At 39.6% G+C, this 20,733-nt stretch carries 19 protein-coding genes and 1 tRNA gene; 4 read left to right on the forward strand and 16 right to left on the reverse strand.

Translation table 11 applies throughout. The annotated features are described in order from the left end of the window. Window positions 1-43 precede the first annotated feature (43 nt). The 8 genes from RIG61_04480 to RIG61_04515 are packed head-to-tail and all read right to left on the reverse strand — an operon-like array spanning window position 44 to window position 6,417. Window positions 44-256: a hypothetical protein gene (locus RIG61_04480; protein MEQ9618412.1), complete on the reverse strand. Its 213-nt coding sequence runs from the start codon at window positions 254-256 to the stop codon at window positions 44-46. Further along, window positions 256-888, reverse strand: a complete 633-nt coding sequence (locus RIG61_04485; protein MEQ9618413.1) for a NapC/NirT family cytochrome c — start codon at window positions 886-888, stop codon at window positions 256-258. Before RIG61_04485 ends, RIG61_04480 begins: the two co-directional genes overlap by 1 nt. Before the next feature lie 22 nt (window positions 889-910). Continuing rightward, window positions 911-1,384: a c-type cytochrome gene (locus tag RIG61_04490; GenBank protein MEQ9618414.1), complete on the reverse strand. Its 474-nt coding sequence runs from the start codon at window positions 1,382-1,384 to the stop codon at window positions 911-913. Continuing rightward, window positions 1,351-1,896 (reverse strand): hypothetical protein, encoded by a 546-nt coding sequence (locus RIG61_04495; protein ID MEQ9618415.1) that lies wholly within the window; start codon window positions 1,894-1,896, stop codon window positions 1,351-1,353. Before RIG61_04495 ends, RIG61_04490 begins: the two co-directional genes overlap by 34 nt. 19 nt (window positions 1,897-1,915) lie before the next feature. After that, the gene (locus tag RIG61_04500) at window positions 1,916-2,542 is read right to left on the reverse strand and encodes a hypothetical protein (GenBank protein MEQ9618416.1); all 627 of its coding nucleotides are present in this window, start codon (window positions 2,540-2,542) and stop codon (window positions 1,916-1,918) included. Beyond that, complete coding sequence (locus RIG61_04505) at window positions 2,542-3,843, reverse strand: hypothetical protein (GenBank protein ID MEQ9618417.1); 1,302 nt, start codon at window positions 3,841-3,843, stop codon at window positions 2,542-2,544. The genes RIG61_04500 and RIG61_04505 overlap by 1 nt, the downstream gene beginning before the upstream one ends. A 10-nt stretch (window positions 3,844-3,853) precedes the next feature. Further along, a complete protein-coding gene (locus tag RIG61_04510; protein MEQ9618418.1) occupies window positions 3,854-4,165 on the reverse strand; it encodes a hypothetical protein in 312 nt (103 codons plus the stop codon). Window positions 4,166-4,185: 20 nt separating this feature from the next. After that, window positions 4,186-6,417: an OmcA/MtrC family decaheme c-type cytochrome gene (locus RIG61_04515; protein ID MEQ9618419.1), complete on the reverse strand. Its 2,232-nt coding sequence runs from the start codon at window positions 6,415-6,417 to the stop codon at window positions 4,186-4,188. Between the two features lie 256 nt (window positions 6,418-6,673). On the opposite strand from RIG61_04515, the gene RIG61_04520 reads away from it, so the two are divergent. Next, on the forward strand, window positions 6,674-7,135 hold the full coding sequence (locus RIG61_04520; protein MEQ9618420.1) for a hypothetical protein: 462 nt from the start codon (window positions 6,674-6,676) through the stop codon (window positions 7,133-7,135). Between the two features lie 165 nt (window positions 7,136-7,300). Beyond that, window positions 7,301-7,375, forward strand: a tRNA-His gene (locus tag RIG61_04525). Here the strand turns inward: RIG61_04525 and RIG61_04530 are convergent. From RIG61_04530 to RIG61_04565, 8 genes are all read right to left on the reverse strand, one after another. Next, a complete protein-coding gene (locus RIG61_04530; protein ID MEQ9618421.1) occupies window positions 7,367-8,824 on the reverse strand; it encodes a recombinase family protein in 1,458 nt (485 codons plus the stop codon). The two genes, RIG61_04525 and RIG61_04530, sit on opposite strands and share 9 nt — an antisense overlap. Beyond that, the gene (locus tag RIG61_04535) at window positions 8,821-12,282 is read right to left on the reverse strand and encodes a putative DNA binding domain-containing protein (protein ID MEQ9618422.1); all 3,462 of its coding nucleotides are present in this window, start codon (window positions 12,280-12,282) and stop codon (window positions 8,821-8,823) included. Before RIG61_04535 ends, RIG61_04530 begins: the two co-directional genes overlap by 4 nt. Window positions 12,283-12,287: 5 nt before the next feature. Continuing rightward, window positions 12,288-13,640 carry a restriction endonuclease subunit S gene (locus tag RIG61_04540; GenBank protein ID MEQ9618423.1) on the reverse strand — a complete coding sequence of 451 codons (1,353 nt, stop codon included), beginning with the start codon at window positions 13,638-13,640 and terminating at the stop codon, window positions 12,288-12,290. Beyond that, a complete protein-coding gene (locus tag RIG61_04545; protein MEQ9618424.1) occupies window positions 13,637-15,355 on the reverse strand; it encodes a class I SAM-dependent DNA methyltransferase in 1,719 nt (572 codons plus the stop codon). The genes RIG61_04540 and RIG61_04545 overlap by 4 nt, the downstream gene beginning before the upstream one ends. A gap of 12 nt (window positions 15,356-15,367) precedes the next feature. After that, entirely contained in the window at window positions 15,368-15,580 is a 213-nt protein-coding gene (locus RIG61_04550; GenBank protein MEQ9618425.1) for a helix-turn-helix transcriptional regulator, read from the reverse strand. Between the two features lie 41 nt (window positions 15,581-15,621). Further along, complete coding sequence (locus tag RIG61_04555) at window positions 15,622-16,647, reverse strand: hypothetical protein (GenBank protein ID MEQ9618426.1); 1,026 nt, start codon at window positions 16,645-16,647, stop codon at window positions 15,622-15,624. 136 nt (window positions 16,648-16,783) lie between these two features. Beyond that, window positions 16,784-17,050: a hypothetical protein gene (locus RIG61_04560; protein ID MEQ9618427.1), complete on the reverse strand. Its 267-nt coding sequence runs from the start codon at window positions 17,048-17,050 to the stop codon at window positions 16,784-16,786. 179 nt (window positions 17,051-17,229) lie between these two features. Further along, window positions 17,230-18,252 (reverse strand): hypothetical protein, encoded by a 1,023-nt coding sequence (locus tag RIG61_04565; GenBank protein ID MEQ9618428.1) that lies wholly within the window; start codon window positions 18,250-18,252, stop codon window positions 17,230-17,232. Window positions 18,253-18,512: 260 nt separating this feature from the next. Here RIG61_04565 and RIG61_04570 point away from each other — a divergent pair, with 260 nt between their 5' ends. Together RIG61_04570 and RIG61_04575 are read left to right on the forward strand one after the other, a co-directional pair. Further along, on the forward strand, window positions 18,513-19,451 hold the full coding sequence (locus RIG61_04570; GenBank protein MEQ9618429.1) for a hypothetical protein: 939 nt from the start codon (window positions 18,513-18,515) through the stop codon (window positions 19,449-19,451). 73 nt (window positions 19,452-19,524) lie between these two features. After that, window positions 19,525-20,403 carry a DUF4145 domain-containing protein gene (locus tag RIG61_04575; protein MEQ9618430.1) on the forward strand — a complete coding sequence of 293 codons (879 nt, stop codon included), beginning with the start codon at window positions 19,525-19,527 and terminating at the stop codon, window positions 20,401-20,403. Window positions 20,404-20,733 lie beyond the last annotated feature (330 nt).

Raw genomic sequence — 20,733 nt, forward strand, 5'->3', positions numbered from 1 at the left:
TTTGGATGATATTCACGACTTGAGAGGGGAGGGGGCCTATCTTCTAGAGAACACCCCGTTGTCTTAAATCTGATAACACGACAATAATATAAAGTATTATAGCGGCGCCCATTAGTGCTCCGCCCACAGATACGGAAAGTAAGAGCGTGATCGGATTAAAATTAATGACGGAAAGAACTATAAGCAAGAGCGCCGATATATTGAGTACGCTCGCTATAATTACTACCTTCCTGATCCATCCGTGAGTAATATTCATTACTCCCTCCATGCCTCCTCGGGGTGTGTTCTAATATGGCAGTCGACCCCGAGACAGGACATTTTATTAGACAGTATTTCGGGCGTGTTCTCTTCGTGCTCTTCTGTTTCCTGGAATGAAATTACAGGCGCGTGGCACCTGAGGCAAATCCGGTTGTTATAGGTATCGTAGAGTTCTATTGGAGTTTCATATCCAGAATAGTAAGCCCAAACGTGTTTAATCCCTGTCATTTTTGCCTTCGCATCGCCGAAAAGGCCGTAATCCGAATGACAGGCAAAACATTGATTCTCCGCGATCCAGCGGTACTGATAATGCATTGATGCCAGATGCTCGCTGTCGGGATCCTGGAGGTCACTCACATAACCGTTCATTATGTGGCAGGAGTCACAAAACTCAACTTTTTTTGAGTCCTCAACCGCTACACTAAAATTGAGCAGGTAAATGATTGGGGAAAGAGCAAAAAATATAAATAGTAAAAGCCACTTGCCGAAAGGCTGTGTAACCTTTTTAGGGTCCTGTACTATGATTCTTATAATTAAAAATATGCATATCAAACTCAGTACTAGCACAATCCATGCCGCAAGAGACAAACCGTCGCCCGACAGACTCACACTCTGCTGAAAGGGATTCATCAATTCAATTCCTCTTAGACTATCATTCCTCTATAATGCAGGACTCAAAGCCCTCCTCCTGCATGTCGCCGTATTTAAGGGTTGTGAGATATGTAACGAGAACCTCGAACTGTGCGTCAGGGCCCTTGAATCTTTTTCTGTACTTTTTCTTCGCCTCTTTTTTACATTTCTTGTCGTCCTTGAAGTAGTCTCTCGGATCCTTCAGGAATGTGGCGATCCATTTTTGGTCTCTCATATTGCCTATGTCCGACAGGTCGCCGCCCTTGGATTCTTCCTTTTCATCCTCGTCTTCTTTTAATTCGACACCCTTGGATTTGGCAAAAGCCTCTTTTGCCGCTTCGATCTCAGCCGACTGGGCTTTAACTGTATGACATGTGTAACATCTGCCCTCGACAAAGACCGCGGGTCCCTCAACCGATGCGTCCTGGGCGTAGGCTCCGGCTGACAATGCGGCTAACAAAACTAATACGTATACATATCTGTAAATTTGTACCATGGTATGTAACTCCCCCTGAATTTTACGTTTTCGTGGCATGTAATACATGCCTTGCCGAATGGTTCTCTCAAAAGCACTTCTTTTTTTGCTTCTATCTCAACATCGGTTTTTAATTCCTCTTTAAGGCTCGGCGATACGATGAGGCGTATGAATTTCATTTCCCTTTCGGTCAATTCCGCGTCGTAAACCGTCCTTCCTTTTATGACTCCTTCGGGATGCGGGTCATGGCAGGTGAAGCAGGCTATCCCGTCGTTCTCATCTCCGGGAAGGGGTTTGGCTTCCTCTCCCAGGTGTAACTCTGAGCCTGGATGCGTAGTCTCGTCATGACAACCGAGGCAGTTCTCAGAAGGCGCGTCTACAAGAAAGTAAGTAGGGCTTGTCATTCCCTCCTTCGGAACCTCCGTATGACAGTCAAGACAGACAAACTCGTCGTCCACCATCTCGGCGTGAGGGTTTTCCTCTTCTTCCTCTTCTTCCTGTGCGAGTAGAAAGACGGGGAAAACCAGAATCATAAATAATATTAGTCCATACTTAATAATCATATCCGCCCTGTGTGTGGCAAGTGTTGCAAAAAGTAACCTGATGGCAGTTCCCGCACTGCCTCGGGTTTGCCCTTGCCTCTATGCCGTGTATAAATCTGAAATTCCTGTCGTGAGCTACTATCGTAAAGTCCCTCCTCTTGTGGCAGTCCTCGCAGTACCTGGGACTGTGACAGTTCTCGCAGGACTCTTGATCCGCCTTGGAGAAGACCGCATGCTTCGATGTCCAGTTGAAGTTATGATTCTTGGGTTGAATCTCGGCCATGTTGAAATGACACGTACTGCAGTCCCCGGGGGCGATATTTCCCGCCTGAGGGTTATAATGGCAGAAATGGCAAGTCTCTTTTCCGGGGTAAAAAGATTCTTTTGACGCTTTTATCATCTCTTCCGCGCTTTTTTCTTCCGCAGGGTCGATTTCCAAATTCACCGTATGACACACGAAACAGTCAAATCCCTCTTTTTCCATGACGCTCTTATGGACTTCGTGAGAGTAGTTCATCTTTACGTCTAGAGGCACTTTAGGCTTCGCTCCGGAGGCGTTTTCTTCCCCGCTCTGCGTGCCGCATCCGATTATGGCGAGCGCAAGCGCCGCGAACGCTATGTTAAGTATCCGTTTCATCACAGGTTCTTCGAAAAATAATAGCTCAGTCCCATATCGACCCTCACGTCCTTTTCGAAATCCGGGTTTGTATTGAATTCAATCGCCGTTCTCATTACAAGATTCCTGAAGAGGACGTATTCGCTCCCCACGATATAACTGAAGGCGTTTCCGTCCTGATTCGTTATTTTTTCATAGTATGCGTAGGCAAAAGCAAACTCCAGCTGCCAGTTGCTCGTCAGTTGTTCGTAGACGCTCGTATTCATCCCTACCGCACGGTCGTTGTCCCCGGCCCCTTCGATGTAATAGAACCCCTGAAACGCTCTCAAGCCGATCTGCCGCCAGAAATCGAAGTTCAACCCCAATTTTACAATGTTTCCGTTTGTAGAATCGTTTCCTATGACATCGTAATGCGAAAAAGCGTAGCTTCCGTTAATTTCAAGGTATGCGGTCGGCACGAACGTGACCCCGACCTTGGCCTGCTGCATTCTGCCGTCGGAAAAGAGATCGAAAATAGGGTCGAGAAGAAACTCGTCCCTGTCTTCGTCAAGGTTGTAGGTGTCGTACTCGAGGTTGACATAAAGCGACCTCAGGACAGTTATACTCACGCCCGCCGTGAGAAGCCCGAGGTTCCCTTCCTTTATATCTATTTCCGCGAGACCGTATATGTCCGCATAGTCTGTAAACGGGACGACCCGGTTGAAGGTTACGTTAATAAATTGCCTGGTCGAGAAATCATCGGGATCATATAACTCGTATCCCACCGATATCAGCGATCCTAAAATGGCGTCGGTTTTGAGTTTTATACCGTAAATGCCGAAACTGTCCGCAGGCTCCTCGGGATCCGGCTGAAGGCTCCTCTTCTGGTAACCACCGTATGCTACAAGCTCAATGCCGTCAATGGGCTTGATTCTCGCAAGTGCCCCGTCCATAAGAACGAAGTTTACGCTTTCCGTATTTATTTGCCTTCCTATGCGAAGCTCATAGGTTTTGGCGTCGTTCCCGAACTGCAGAAACGCGTTGTAAACGTCGAGCGACTCCTGGTCGCCGTTAAACACCTCTCTTCCCCTCAGAAAGGTATTGAAAGTGAAATTGTTCCTCGGATTTACAACACTGAGATCAAGATACTGATAAAAAGGGTAAACGAATTTTTTGTTTCTGAAAGCGTTCAACAAGGGGCTTGGGGCCTGAAAGAGCGCGGTTGCGTTTCCATATAGGCCTGTGCTCTGCGGTTCTATTATCTCTTCCTGGCCCAATGCCGCGTTGCGGGCTGAAGCTATTAACAATAGTATGACCGCGGCATTGAATAATTTTTTCGCCATTTTATCGGGTTTACTCCATTAGCTCCGGCACCCCGTTATCTCCATGACATATTGGACAGCTTGCCGGTCCTTCCATGAGCACAAATTCCTGTATTTCATCAAGAGGCACCGTCCCTGTCCCGGAACGGTCAACCTGATGTATTACTTCGAGGGGATGACAGACAAAGCAGTCCTCTCTTCCAAATCCTGACGGATGGTCTTTTTCCGTCAGGATCAAACCTTCGGTAGAATTAAATATGTTGCCGAAATCCTGTCCTTCGTTATCCTCTCCCACACACGAAACCGACAGTAATAGAAATATGAGTAACAGGGCTTTTCTCATCTGAGCTTCTGACCTTTCTTCTATTCTCGTTCCGGGCGGTTTATGCGCTCACTCGGAGGCAGCGGAGGTAAGTGGACTTCCGCGGCTCCAAGCGGCTCACCCGCTGCGTGGCAATTAACGCACGCGCTTTCAGGCTGAGGACCGGCGAGGTGGTTTTCACCCGTCAGTGCGTTTCCTGCGGCGTTAACGCCTACATCGTCGTGACACGATACGCACGCATCGATCACAGGCTGAGTAGAGAACGTGGCAAGTACCACATTTTCGTCCCCCTCTTTTTCAAACTCCCTGAAAAATGACGCCCGGACACCGTCTCCCAAAACTCCCATTCCCGGATTTAGGATGTTGGTGTTGGGAAGGTGGCATGCAGCGCAGTCGCTCCTGTTTCCCGGGTAGAGAACATTGCTGAAATCGTGCAGGCTGCCCCTGAAACCGAAGATTATATAGGGCTTGATTGTCAGGTCCTCGCCCGTATGGATTTTATGTATCATCTCCTTGAAATCTATGGCGGCCGTGACGGCTGTACCGCCCTCAGGCACGGGTCTTACTTCTATGTCGTCGGCCGACGGGTTGTGGCACAATACGCAGTACTCGGTGTTGTTTCTCAGGTTGCCGTGTATGCTGAAATCCTTGGAGAAAGTACCATGGCACGCGTTACAGAACTCATCTTCGGTTGTGTTGTCAACGACCATTCTCCTGGGCACCGGTACTATGTCCGTTACGCCAAAGTATATGACCACGTTCTGGCCTGCTTCCTCGACCTCTTCGAATAATATGAGATTCTCTCCGCCTACTTCTCTTGCAATCCTCCCCTCTATTCCTATTGCGTAAGTGCCGCTGCCGTTAGTCGGAATCATACCTTCGAAGGTGTATGTGAAATTGCCGTTTTCGTCAGGACCGGCGGAACTTCCAGCTGGACTCTCCCTTAAGAAATAATCTTCCCCAGGTATCGGACTGCCGGTTCCCATATAGTCCTGTATGAAATAATCTGTGGTGGGCCCTGATATAACCAGACTTATGGAGTCCATATCTTCAGGAGATATAATCTGACCCGCGTCTGTTCTTATACTGTATGTGACCTCAACATGCTCTCCTGGGCCTACTCTAGCGGACCCCGTTTCCGCGCTCTTCACGTCAACTATATCGAAATTGACACCGGGCAGGCTGCTTGCCCTGAGCGGAACTGTATGCGCCCCCGGAACCGAAATATCGAATTCGGTGTTTGATTGAGGAATGTGGCATCCGGAACAGTTATTATCGTTGAGCTGCACTACGGGGTGGTTCGTGGCCGTTGCGAAGTCGACATCGTCGTGGCAGGAGCCGCATGAGGCTCTCGTGGGCTCGGTTCTCCATGCGTTACTCTGTAATGCCTGATCCGTATGACACTTCGTGCAGCTTCTTATATCCTGAGGGAATACGACTTCTGAATAGTCATGCACTGAACCCATGAATCCCACTATGAAATAAGGCATTCCGGCTTCGACGCTTGGCAGCATCTCTCCCATATGTATCTTATGTATCATTATGTTAAAGCCGATGTTGTTGCCGGAATCGGGGTCGATCTGGTCCACCGTTTCTCCGGTGTCGGGATCTATAATTTTGCTGGTATGGCAGGTAATGCATACCCCGACCTCTCTTCTGATCCCTCCGTGGAGGGCCAGCGGGTCGTGACAGCTATTACAGGCTTCCGTAGCCACTATATCCCTGATCCGTGTTATAGGTCCCCCGTCAGGCACGAAGTCGAAGGTAGCGTTTGAAATCCATTCATCGCTTCCGACTACCCTTCTGGCGTATATGGCTACGGTATGAGTCTGGCTTGTGTTAAAACCCTCCGGGAGTATGGTCTCGAAGGCGTAGCTGAAAACACCGCCCCCCAGGTCTTCGAAAATTCCCTCTCTTTCCGCGGATGCCTGGATGGCGCCGTCCTGATTCCTCGTAATGTAGTCTATATATTCACCGCTCTCGACGATTCTCGCGATGATGAAGTTTATTTGGTCCAGGTCGTCTATGCTCAAGGGGTTACCGTTTTCATCTTCGAGCTTGATTGTAGCCATGGGCCGGCGGTCCTGGTTGATGAATGCGTCCAGTATTTCTACATTTAGTTTGTTGATCGGGGATGGGAGGGGAGGGGGAGGAGGCGTTATACCGCCGCCACCGCCGCCGTTACATCCGCCGTATATCGAAACAAGTAAAAATGGAACCAGAAAGAGTTTAAGTAAGAATTTAAAGCTCACGCGGGTGCGTAAGTTATTCATCCTGTTTTGCATCACTATGTCCCCCTCTATAGATATGCAAACCCTAGTACCTATATGACTATCATATAAATAAAGTGTGATATAGAGTTAATTTTAATGATAAGTTGTATTTACAGGTTTTTCGGATATGGGAGGCTCGTTTCCGGAATTAATAACCCCTGTTCACAATCGTAATATGTCGTCTGTCAGATAATAAGACGGCCTCTTGTGCTGACGTAAAAAAAATATCCAGTTACTACATGGGCTTATCTATGGCATGGAACTTGACTATAGGGTAGGTATGGTCAAGCGAGCGGAGAGGGTTAAAAGGGAAATAAAAACGATATTCAAACCTGAGGCCGAGAAGCCGTCAAATGTAGCGAAAGAACACACAAATCTCTACATTAAGGCGTGCAAGGTTTTCGGCTCGTGGCGTAATGCGGTAGAGGCATGCGGGATAGACTACGAAAGCACCAGGAACAACAAAAAATGGAACAGGGAGAAGATTCATAAAGAAATTAAAAGACTGAAAAAGAAAGGTTACAATCTGAGGCCCTCGGTGCTGAGGGAAGAGGGGATGACGACGTTAATCTCGGCCGCCGAATATCATTTCGGCTCATGGCGGAGGGCCGTTGAATCGTGCGGTTTTGAATATACATGCGGAAGGAACAGGAAACCGGGAAACGGGTATTACGAAAACGGCCGGAAATGTCATTCTGTTTTGAGGAATCAGCAATAAAAACCATATTTATTCCGGATAATACCCTGAAGATATTTCTTGCCGAAAATTCGTGTAACTCGCCGAATAGCTTTGGAAGCGGCCGGTATGAACTTAATTATTTGTCTACAATATTTTCTATGGTAATATTTCTTCTCTGATTAACTCCGACTAAAGATAAATATGGTGCGTGTAGCTCAGCCTGGTTAGAGCACTGGGTTGTGGCCCCAGAGGCCGCCGGTTCAAGTCCGGTCACGCACCCCTTACCATACTCTCGTTCATATCTGCAAGTAAATTGAACGGTTCTTTGTAATCATAACAAAGGGTTACGCCGTTCCAAGTTGCGTTCAGAAGTACTGTTTTGATAAGTAGTCTTCTTTCCTCATATTCTGAACATCTGAATAACTCACTACTATGTTTAGCAAGCTGGATTATATAATCGGCAGTAACATAGAAGTTTTTATCGGTTTCATCTACACTTTTTAATTTGTCTTCAACTTTATTTAATTCCGAATCATACTGTCTCAATTTTGCTTCATACATGTCCTTAGTAATACTTTCATCAAAATATGCATCGTATAATTTCGATTTCCGATTTCGAATTTTGTCTTTATCTTTTCTAAGGTTATCAATTAGTTCTTGTGATAGCATAAAGTTGGTTTCATTTAATTGATGTAAATCTTGTATTATTTTCTTGGCTGTGTTTTCTGATATTGATATACGTTTAAATACTTTTACAAATTCATCTGTAAGGACATCTTCGTTAACATATTGCGCTCTATGCTTACCGCCATACTCGGTGCAACGGTAATATTTTTTACCTCTGTGTTCCTCTGGAGATATAGAGTAGCCGCACTCAGCGCATTTAATAATTCCTCTATAGTAGAACTCCTTACCAGCATACTTAATACCTGACCCTGAAAACGGGTCTCGGCCTGCTTTAATATTCTGAACTATATTGAAAATATTCTCTGGAACTATGGATGGATAAATATGAGGATATTCAGTACCTTCTTTTTTATACGTAGCAATACCAATATAAAATTTGTCCTCAAGAATAATAGCAATAGTAGATTTGGCTAACTTAACGTTAAATTTTTGGCATATGTTATCTCTAAGCTCACTTATTGCATATGAACCCGTTGCATACCACTCAAACATTTTCAGCACTACTTCGGCTGCAAATGGATCAACCTCGACTGTCTTGGTGTCGTCATCTATCTTTACATTTCTATACCCATATGGTGCTTTGCCGAGTATTTGACCTGATTTAATTCGTTTATACACAGAGCGTTTAACATTATCGCTAATTGCATCTGAGTAATATTGAGCTAATAATGCTCCTAGATTGAACTTGAATTTATCAGTAGCGTATGAATCTTTCTTTAAGACTAGATTTTCAGATGAAAAGTGTAACTCAACCTTATCTTGTTCTAATAATTCCTGGATAGGTCTTATATGTAAGAAATTTCTTAAAAGCCTGTCAACCTTATCGCAACACAGTGCAACTTTTTCTGTCTGCTTATGTAAATACTCAATTACTTCTTGAAAATGTTCTCGGTTGCTTTTATAGGCTGATTCATGAAAATCGAATACATCTTCTTTGGAATAAATGAACCCGTTCTGGTCTGCGTACTCTTTTAGTTTTATTAACTGGCTTACTGTGTCTTGCTCTTCTGTTGATACCCTTGCTAAAAGTATTGCCTTCATGATGTCCAATGATTTCTTATATATTCCTGAGCTTCTTTGATGCTCAAGGGGCTTGTGTTATTTCCTGTCCTAACAAAGAACTCCTCTTTACCTTTAAAGTCTACGTAGGCTGGCTTATCCGCTTTTAAAACTGTAATTAGACATACGTCCTTGTGATCAACTTCATCAAAGATGATATTTGCATACTTAACATATTCCACACCAATTGAGGTCTTGATAATTTGTACGAGATGATTCTCAAATTTATCTCTATCGGCATTTCCCAATGCTTTGTAATCATTCTCCAGTCCGAATATATTCCCATTATCCTCAACACCAATAATTAATTGACCGCCATCTGAGTTCATATATCCAGCAATTGTTTTAAGAATAATTTTTTCTAACTCCTTGTTTACATTCTTTTGTTTTACGTCCCATCTTAGTGTTGATTTAAATTCCAGATTTTGACTTTCGCCTTGTTTGATAAGCTTCTCTACGTCTTCTTTTTCCAGTTTCTTGTATATCTTGGAGATCAAGTAATTCTCAAGCTTTGTTCTAAGCTTGCTGTCGTTAATAAACTTCATCGCAAAGTCTTCATTTCTTTCCATTCTCTGAATGAGCATGTCAAGCAATTCATCTCCGAATGGATATTTGAAGTTGTCTTTTGAATTTACTTTTGCTTGCTCCATTAACTCTTTGTTGTTGTAAATATCCTCTTCAACCTGATCTATGAATAATCTGTCTGCATCGGCAAAATCAGTACTGTATCTTTCATTCACTATCTTTATAATCTCGGTTAATTTTGCTAAGTCTTCATCATCCTTATCCCGTTTTATCCCCGCTTCTCTAATTGTCGGATCAAGCTCAACTTCACCTTCCTTTTCAAGAACACCTGTACCTTCAGATATTTTCTGTAAGCGATAATACTGAAGTGCCACTTCATCATTTAACTCAAATCTGTCGGATTCTTCTTTAGGAAGTGCGTTTCTGAGCAATCTTGTAAATGCATATAGTTTTTCCAATTTCACATCAGAAAAAGGCAGAATCTGTGACAATAAGGCGTACGTTCTAATAAAGGCAGTTGATGTAATTTTGTATTCATCCTGTTCTTTTTCTTCTAGTGCTTTGAACCTATCAATGGCGGGTTGTATTATTGCATATAATTTTGCTTGATCGTGAATTGTTTGTTTTTGCTGTGGTTTGAAAAATATCTTGGCAAAGTTTTCAACTTCAGAATCCCAAAATATTTGTTTTTCCTCAAGTTTATTTTTCAGATCATATAAATGATTGGGGTCGGTTCTTTCGGATAGTGCCGTCCTTTCGTAATAAGGTTGAAATGCCTCCAGGATTTCATCCGTAGTGTTTGTGAAATCAAGCACGAAAGTATCTTCTTTCCCTGTGTGTGTTCTATTAAGTCTGGATAGCGTCTGAACGGCCTGAACTCCTGATAGTTTCTTATCTACATACATAGTATGAAGAAGAGGCTGATCAAAACCTGTTTGATATTTATCGGCTACTAGCAATATCCTGTACTCATCGGTATTAAATCTTTCTGGTAGTTGTTTTTCTCCGAATCCATTTAATTCAGGTTCAAACACTTTTTCACCTGTGTCCGGATCACTAAGACCTCCTGAGAAAGCTACAAGTGTTTTAATATCTGTATATCCTTTCTCATTGATATACTTTTTAAACTCCTGCCAATACCTGTAAGCATGTAATCTTGAACTTGTTACCACCATTGCTTTCGCATGGCCGCCAATTTTCTTCATAGTCACTTGTCTAAAGTGCTCAACCATTACTTCTGTCTTTTGAGCTAAGTTGTGTGGATGAAGTGTCAAGAATCTAGCAATTGCTCTACTGGCTTTTTTCTTGTTCATCTCGGGGTCATCTTCTATGGCTTTGGATATTTTGAAATAGGTTTTATAGGTTGTGTAGTTCTTCAATACATCCAGAATAAAACCTTCTTCTATGGCTTGTCTCATTGAATAAAGATGAAATGATCTCGGCTTGCTGTCTATGCTGGTAGTGCCGAATACTTCCAAGGTTTTGGGTTTTGGAGTAGCGGTAAAAGCAAAGAAGCTTAAGTTCTCTTGCTTCCCTCTTGCCTCCATCGATTGCCTAATCTCGTCTTCATATGTTTCTTCACTGGAAACATCTTCTTTTTCCGCTTCTTCTAAAGTCCTAGCTGTAAGAACTTCTTTCATCTTCTTACTTGTTTCCCCACCCTGTGAGCTGTGGGCCTCATCCACTATCACTGCATATTTTCTAGCCTTAAACTCATTTATCCGGTCAAGAATATATGGGAACTTTTGAACTGTGGTGATTATTATTTTTACTCCCGCTTTGATTGCATTGCCAAGTTGAGCGGAATCCTGGTCTATCTTTTCTACAACTCCACTTTTGTGGTCAAATTGAAATATCGTGTCTTGCAATTGTTGATCAAGAACCACACGGTCTGTTACTACAATTACCGAATCAAATATCTGCTTGTCCTCAGCATCATGAAGGCTGGACAATCTGTAAGCAAGCCATGCAATAGAGTTGCTTTTACCGCTTCCTGCACTGTGTTGAATAAGATAGTTTTTCCCAACTCCATTTTCTTTAGTATCTTGAGTAATTTTTCTGACTACATCCAATTGATGAAACCTAGGGAAAATCATAGTCTCTTTTGTTTTTGTTCTCCCATTAACCTTGATCTCATCTTTTTCTAAGTGAATAAATCTGCGAATAATATCCATCCAGCTATTTTTGCTCCAGATTTCTTCCCATAGATATGCTGTTTTGTACCCTTCCGGATTTGGCGGATTGCCAGACCCGTTCTTGAAGCCTAGATTGAAGGGCAGGAATCTTGTTTCTTTACCCTGTAACTTTGTGGTCATATAAACTTCATCCGGGTCTACAGCGAAATGAACCAAAGCACGCTTTTTAAACTGAAATAGTATTTCTCGGTTGTCCCTTGTGTACATAAATTGCTTTTTAGCATCACTTACATTTTGACCTGTGAATGGGTTTTTCAGTTCTACTGTTGCAACTGGCAGTCCATTCAGGAATAAGACCATATCAACACTTTTTTCAGGCTCTCTAGTGCTAAAGTGAACTTGTCTTGTAACACTTAGGATGTTTTGTTCGTATTTCTCAATCGTGTCTGGATTAAGACCTGATTCGGGCTTGAAATAGGCAAGGTCAATATGAACTCCGTGATCATCTATTCCTTCCCGAATACAGCGGAGCATGCCCTTAATGTCAAGTTCTTTGACTAGCCTTTGAATTACCTTGTCTTCTATACTGTCTTGATGTAATTCTTCAAGTTGCGACCACTTTTCAAGCTGTGATTTTTGTAAGAATTGAAGGAGAGTTTTTTGATCAATTCCAATATCTGAGAGGTAATCTTTAGTCCCACCTTTAACATATCCGCCCTTGGTGATCAGGACATCTTCTATATTAGCTTCAAATGTTTTTTCTTTGGTTATATCTGACATAACTTTTAATTACTATTCTCAGGAATTTTTATATCTCTTACATCTACCTTGCCTGTAACAACATTAGATATGAGTGTTGTTGTATATTCTTTTAGATACTCGTTTGTTTTTCTTTTTTCTACAACAAGTTTGTCTATTTGTGCAGTTTTGTAGTCGAGGTAATTAGCTATTTGAGTTTGTTCTTTTAATTCCATTATAAGAAACTTAAATTTTCTAATTATTTGTATTCCTAAGGCTTTTCTCGTTGAACCTGTGGAGTTATTTTCGACCTGATTGTTAATGTAATTACTTTCTAATAGATATTTTATGAATCTAGAATCGTTAAATTTTGAAACTTTGATAAGAACTAAGGTAGCAGAAATAGCAAATCTTATCTTAGGCTTAATAATATGTTTTGGTAGCCCTAATGTTCCAACTTTACAAAATACAATATCTCCATCATCAACTGTAAAACTTTCTTCTTGTTTTTTAACAGCCAGTTCCTGAACTTTTCGAGTAGTCTCAATATTTATAGAACCATCATAATTTATATCCCTGATACCAATATAGGGTAGTCCATTTTCATCTACTTGAGGTGCACGATGGTCGGGTTGGGGATCAATTACATCTGACTCATAATCTAACCTAGTAATCTTCCAATGCTCTGGTATTTCGCCAATCCACTCAATTCCAGAATCTTTCATTTTCACATTTGGATTTAAACCTTTCGTTACTGCTTGGTTGATAATTGCCGAGCGTTTTTCTTCAAGTAGTTCAATTAATCTTTGATTCTTTTCAATCAGTCTGTCTATTAGAGAGGTTTTGTAGTCTAGGTAATTAGCTATTTGGGTTTGTTCTTTTGAAGTCGGTATGGGAATCCATAAATTTTCTAAAGTCCCCATACCAATATTAGGTTGTGTTCCAAAAGTCCAACTATTTTCAACCTGTAGACGAAATAAATTAGATTGTATAAACGAATACAGATAATAATTGTCAACTAGATGTTCGTTTGCACGAATTATTGCTAAGGGCGACCAGATTGCAAAACTCTCGTTTGTTTTAACAATCGCTGATTTTCCAGTAGTTGAACCAGACTTACAGAATAATATATCTCCATTAATCACTTTGCTCTTCTTTGCATACTCAGCAAATGTTTCTTTTGTTATATTCCCTCTTTTCCTCTGAAAGTTTACTTGACCATTTTGAATTGCATCTGCTGAAATAAATGGTACTCCTTCCTCAACAAATTCTGGAGTTTCATGAGGGCCATCGCAAACTTTTATTTTTACTAAGTGTTTGATTCTTATTCTATTCCAATGCTCTGGTATCTCTCCAATCCACTCAATTCCAGAATCTTTATATTCTTTGTAAGCTTTCAACTTAATATTTCCTTTAATAAGCCGGAAGTTTCTTTTTCTAAATCTAATATATCTTTTGTGATTTCATCTAAAAGCCTTAGAGGTTTAAATTCATAAAAGTATCTTGTGAAGTTGATTTCGTATCCTATTTTGGTTTTACTCTCATCAATCCATGCATCAGGTACATGAGGCTTAACCTCTCTCTCAAAGTACTCTTGAATATCTTCGTTTAGCGGTACATTTTCTGTATCTCTCAGGCTTGAATCTGGCTTTGGATTTCCTTTTTTATCTACAACCACGTTACCATTTCCATCTCTTTCGGGTCTTTCAACTGTGATTTGGTAATATCCGAAATCCTCATTATCAAATATTTTTGAGTACTTTCCTTCTTTGAAATTGCCATAAATCTTTGTGATTCTATCAATATCTTCATCACTTATTTCATTGCGCTTATTTCCGAGGCTTCTACTCATCTTCTTGTAAAACTCAACTGCATTGATAAGTTGAACTTTGCCTTTTCTATTTGGCTCTTTTCTGTTTGTTACAATCCAGATATAAGTCGATATTCCAGTGTTATAAAAAAGCTGATCAGGAAGGGCCACAATTGCTTCCAGCATATCATTTTCTATAATCCATTTTCTGATATTGCTCGGGCCGCTTCCTGCATTTCCGGTAAAAAGCGGAGAGCCATTGAATACAATCCCAATTCGTGAACCGCCATTTGCTGATTTCATTTTTGCGATCATCGTCTGTAGGAAGAGTAGGGATCCATCACTTATACTAGGGAGGCCCGCACCAAACCTGCCAGAAAAACCTAACTCCTCATATTCTTTTTTCACTTCTTTTTCAGCTTTACTCCATTTCACCCCAAATGGGGGATTAGAAAGCATATAATCAAACTTATTATCTCTGAGCAGGTCTTCACGAAGTGTGTCTTTATACTTTATATGTTCAGCGTTATGCCCGGTAATCAGCATGTCTGATTTGCATATAGCATATGATTCCGGGTTTATTTCCTGCCCGAATAGCTCTAATCGTGAATCAGGATTTAATTCATTGAGATAGTCTTCTGCAACTGTGAGCATCCCGCCCGTACCACATGCGGGATCATAAAGAGTTTTAACTATTCCTTTCTTAGAAAGGATTTCACTGTCATTACTAAAGAGAAGATTTACCATAAGTTTTATTACTTCTCTTGGAGTAAAATGCTCTCCAGCGGTCTCATTGGATACTTCCGCAAATTTGCGTATAAGCTCTTCAAATATGTATCCCATTTCCAGATTGCTGACTTTCTTGGGATGAAGATCAATCTCTTCAAATCTTTTGATAATCTGGTATAGGAGATCGGCTTTATCAAGCTTCGTAACCTGCTTATCAAAATCAAAATGTTCCAGAATGTCTTGAGCTTCTTGAGAAAAACCATTTAAAAAAGTTCTAAGATTTGATTTTATGTTATCCGGGTCAGCAATCAGTTTGGTAAAATTGTATTTGCTATGATTATGAAATTTGTATCCGGCAGTTTTATTAAGTAACAAATCCGGATCATCCAAATTCTTATTCTTGATTTTTTCGTACTGTTCTAGGACTTTATCTTTTGTATCTGCCATGACACAATCGAGTCTTCTTATAACTGTTAATGGCAGTATGACCTTTCCGTAGTCAGATTGTTTGTAATCTCCTCTGAGGTTATCAGCTACTGCCCATATAAAGTTTGAATATTCTTTAGTGTTTATCATATAGCTCCTGGCTCAATTCTCGATTAGATCATCAACTCTTATATCTAGGGCTTTAGTAATCCTGAATATTACTTCAAATGATGGATTTTTAATAACTCCTGATTCAAGCTTGGTCAAGGTGGAATAGCTTACACCTGACATCTTAGAAAGCTCCCTTTGTGTAATTTCTCTGTCTGTTCTGGCTTGTTTTATTCTTTTGGATAAGTCCGCTATCATATTTTCCATATATTGAAACATCTTAGACTTTTATTTAAGGTAAATCAAATTTAATCTTGATAGTCATTAAGATGTAGCGGTTCATAGTTCTTCAAAGCATTAGTAATTGCATCAAAATGATCGGGTAGCTTCCCATCCAACCTATATTTATTGAGATTTCCCTTCAGACCATACCAGGTACGTCTGCTGAATTTTTTGTCAATGAGATTTCTAAACTTACTTATACCCATCTGTTTTGTAAATTCTATTAGGGCATAAGTTGATAAGGCATTGGAAAGCCTTGCATCAGGGTTATTAACGATGAAGCTCGCTAGAAACTTCTCTTTATCCTCAATATCATAACTTAGCAAGCGATAGTTTTGCTGTAGATTGCTCCAATACCGTCTTAATAGTTTACTACTGAGTTGACTGCTGAATAATGATTTCAGAGTATGATCTTTCTTGGAAATGCCCGATTCACTTTTAATTTTGTTAGATGTATTGAGTCTTGCCTCTATTCTTAAGACTTCAAATGGTTTCTTCATTTTTGTTTTTTCGAAAAGGTTGAGTTGAATGGCATTATCTTTTTCAATTGATCTCTTGTCGGTGTTCATTGATTTTTGAAGGTCTTTCTTTTTGTCATAGAAAATAAGCTCAAAATCATTAGCATGAAAACGGATGCTGTGTCCCGAGTTTCTGTAATCCCTTTCTGTAAGTTCCTGGTGTAGATTAAAATCTATTTTTCTGACTTCTCCAATAACCATGCAAGGAATGACATAGTCCGGCAATACTATATTCTTGGCGTAGTGGATTTTTGTCACCTTTGCTTCATTCAAATCTGTTATTCTCAGCCCAACTCCCATATCAAATAACCTTGAGCTTAGCTCGGATAAGATTTTATCTAAATCCGAGTCCACTAGTTCATCAAAATTATTTCCGAATAAAATTTTTGGTGCTGAAAATTGGATATAAAGAACAACTAAAGGTTCAGGTGTTTGCCATCTTTTGCGCAAGGTCAACTGGGGCTTGTAAGTCCCTTCTTGCAGTTCTAATTTTGTGGGATTTTGATAAGCATCGATATATCCTCTGCTTCCCATCCTTGCATATGGTGGATGAAAAAAATTGTAAGTGCTTGGGCTGAATTTATTATGGTCTAAAATTCTGAACTGTGATTCTGTGAGTCTGATAGTTATTGTGTCAATCATTACATTTTCACTAATTAGCTTGATCTGCCTAAATCAATACTTTTTCTGCTTCTTTTGATACTTTTTGCTCAATTATCTTTCCGATTTTGGAATTAATCGGATGGAATATATTTAAATTAGTTTCATTAACTTTTTTAGTTGGATATACAAGCCTGTATCCACCTTGAGGTCTTGTATATATTCCAACAGAACCACAGTAAATAGCTTCATAAAACACAAAACTGCAAAAGGCTATGAGTCCTTTGTTAGGCTTTATAGGTATTATTTGAATTTCGCTTATGATCTGAGCTTTCATTTTTCACCAATTTTTCACGCTTGTTTATCTTTACAAGAATCTCAAAAAATTTGAGCAATCTGGTATTCGCTTCTTTGTTTTGAAAGCTTTGGTTGATTTTTAGTTGTCGCGAAGTTTTAACCTCAGATTGCATACTCTGAGATTACAGGAAGGGGTGTTGCGCAGATTTGCGCAACTTATTAAGTAAAGTCCAAATACTTGGGGTTGACCATTACAGTCTTGTTATCATAAAGAATAAACCTCTCGATTCCTGTTTGAAATTGTATTTTCTCATTCAGGTGTCTTACCGTGCTATATATTACTTTTACCCATCCATCGAGACTGTCAGCATTTTCACCCAAAGCTTCTACAATATCATAAATTTCCCAAACCCTTTGAATACTCTTCTTGCTCGCAAATAAGATTTTGCACAGATAATGCTGGTTTGTATCTGTTTTTATGCCGATAGTGTTATCGTTAATTATCAACTCGGCTGTCTTCTTGTTATATTTAATCTTCTGAACCTTTACTGTACTCGTGCCGCCATCTCGAAAGTAATCAAGCAATTCTTCAAGCATTTCATCTTTCTTTTTTCCATCTTCAAGCACAAACTGTTTCATTTTTTTTACATCGCCCTGGAGACTTTGTACTTGCATCTGAGTCTGTTGAATGGTTCTAAGCTTAATTATTCCTAAATCTGTGGTTTCTGTGGTGGTTGTTCTGAGCAGGTACTCATGGTTTGGGACTTTATAGGGTTTAAATTCAGTTATATCAATATCAACACTCTTTATTTTACTTAGTGACCTCTGTATCTCATCAATCGGGAGGTTGATAAATGCACCTTCTATGCTTTGAAATATTTCGGTTTTTATTGCAATCGAACTATGAAGCAATGTCAGTGCGTCAAATGTCGGCGTTAGTGCTGCTAATGCAGAGGCATTGGATTGTTGTGCCATTAGTTTAATAGAATCAAAGAGCTGATTTGTGTGCTCTTGAATTATTTTCAGAGGGACATTTATAGACTGGTTTGATAAATTAGCTAATAGTCTAAAAGCATTAGTCCTTTCTTTAATTAAGGTTCCGATTTCATTGCTTATAGCTACACTTCTAGCTAATTCTATGAGTTCATTATCTAGATGTTCATTCAGCTTGCTGAATGTAGAAATACTTTTTCTTGCGGCTTTTTGCTTGGTTTTTTCTATATTTGTTTTCTTCCGGTTCATTACATTTTGTTTGTTTACTTTTTGAAGTATTACTCATTCATTGAACATCTTTCCATTAACTTTCCAGTTATTTGATTGTTTGCTTAAATCACCTGATCCCGCTCCATTGTGCTTTTATATAAATTTTATAGGCTTTTTAGTGGGGAGCGGTACAAGCGGGCTAACTTTGATTTCATATTAAACTTCTTGTCATGTGCCATAAAAAAAGAATATAATGATTTATACATTTTTTACAACAAACTGTATGAAGGACTCAGTAAATGAAAGTTTATGCTTGGAACAACGGCTCGCCTAATAACAAATCTGGTACTGGTTATGGGATAGAGATTTCGGAGAAGGATAGGGGAAAGTATTTCGATGAGAGTTGGACCAAGGTGGTTATAAATTTTAACGATGGCAATTCTACAAATGTAAGAATATCAAAATCATTTTGGAAAGATTGTATTGAATTGAGAAGCCAAAAAATAGGGAAATACCTAATAGAAAACGGTATTGCCCCTTGGGATAAGGGGAAAAGACCTTCCCTATCATTAGAACTTGTTGATGAAAATAGGTTTAGACTCGCTACAGGTAGATGGAATGAACGAAAGGCACTCCAATTAGTGAATTGGATTACGGAAAGGGCAATTGACGGTATCCCTCCATTATCATCTGCTGAAGATTTGGCTAATGAATACCTAATTGATTTGTCTTATCCCAATGACGAAGAAAGGATTGAGTCTTTAATTAACTGGGAAACAACAAAGAATTTTACTTCTGGATTTGTTACTGGGTTAGGTGGATTTATTACTCTACCTGTGTCTATCCCTGCTGCATTTGGTGCTTCGTGGGTAATTCAGGCAAGAATGGCTGCAGCAATAGCTAAAATTGCGGGTCATGATATTCATTCGGATAGAGTTAAGACTTTTGTGCTTGTCTGTTTAGTTGGTGATGCCATGAAGGATATTGTAAAAGATGCGGGGATAAACATTGCTAGGGGTTTTACAAAAACTGCTGTTAAAAGAATACCTGGAAGGCTCTTAATAGAAATTAATAAAAAAGTTGGATTTAGATTATTAACCAAAACAGGCGAAAAAGGGGTTATCAATGTGAGTAAAGTTGTACCTATTCTTAGTGGGCCGGTGGCAGGCTCTTTTGATGCATACATGTGCAGATTGGTTGGGAAAACAGCAAAAGATATTTTCTACAATAATAGTTGATTAGTAATTTCAGAAAACTAAAACCAAAAAAAATATTAGTAGCAAATTTTGAGCTCTTGTCCTAGTTAAATAAATGTCTCTTTCAATGAAAATAGCCTGTCCCTTCTGCGAAGAGGAAGATAATTTCTATGGTTGGGAATGTAATAAATGCAAAAAGAGGCTTGTGGGTGAATCTTACTTCAAAGGAGTGATAAAAAAATATACAACAATTTTGGCTAGTATTGAAGATTCAGAATATCTAGCAATTAATAGGGAAATGTTATCTAAACTAGTTAAAACACAAAACGTAGATGAAGCCTTCGAGAAATTTTTAGAACTTCAAAAATCCTTAGCTTCAATTTGGTTTAAACAATTAAAATCTGTTCTTATAAGTCATTCATTCCTACAAATAAAAGACCCTCAGCTTAGAAGAGAACTTCAACACATTAATAATGCAAAGCCTCTTGATATTCACCCCGGATTTAAACATCCTTCACATCATTTAACACATGATGACTTGGATGTGATTTCAGACGTAATCAATGAATTTTCTATTTTCAATGATGAAGTTGAAGTGGGAACATTAATAGTTGAACTTCCGACCCCTATTCACCTGAGTTCATATATATTTGAACTCAGAAATGCTTATAAATTTCAATTATATACAGCTTCAATAATAATATGTAGAGCAATATTAGAAATTTGCATAAAGGATATTATAACACAAAGGGGTATTTTGACCTTTGGAGAAATAAATAAAGATAGATTAACTCTATCTGTCCTATTAAAAGAGTGCCATCAAAAAGGAATTATTAGCAGAAGAATAAGAGAAATGATTTCCGAATTGTGCAATTTTGGAAATTTATTACTTCATCGAGCTGAAAATAAAAAAGAACATCGCAGAAAAGAAGCTATTTCTACTATCAGAAAAACATTTGCAATAATACAAGACTTATACAGTAACGATGTCTAGGTTCATTTCTTAGACCCATTCAGTACTCGATATATTTTAGTTTATTTATTTTAATATATGTAAAAGTGTAAAACCAAGTATTTACAAACGGTATAGAAACAAAATTTAGGGATGTAGTAGGCCACCTAACAGTTAATTAAGAGCTCAAGTTTTATGCATGTTCTGCGCTGTACTTGGATTAATTCTTCTAACGGCAATTTAGCAATGCATAGGGACAGAGAAACGGCAAAGACATCTAGATAATAAAAAAGAGAAACTAATTCTTAATAATTTTATGTGCTATGATATTGTCACGCTTTTTGATTTTGATAGTTTATATTCAAATTGAAT

The organism is Deltaproteobacteria bacterium (assembly GCA_040223695.1).
In the GTDB taxonomy this organism is placed as follows: domain Bacteria; phylum Desulfobacterota_D; class UBA1144; order Nemesobacterales; family UBA2774; genus JAVKFU01.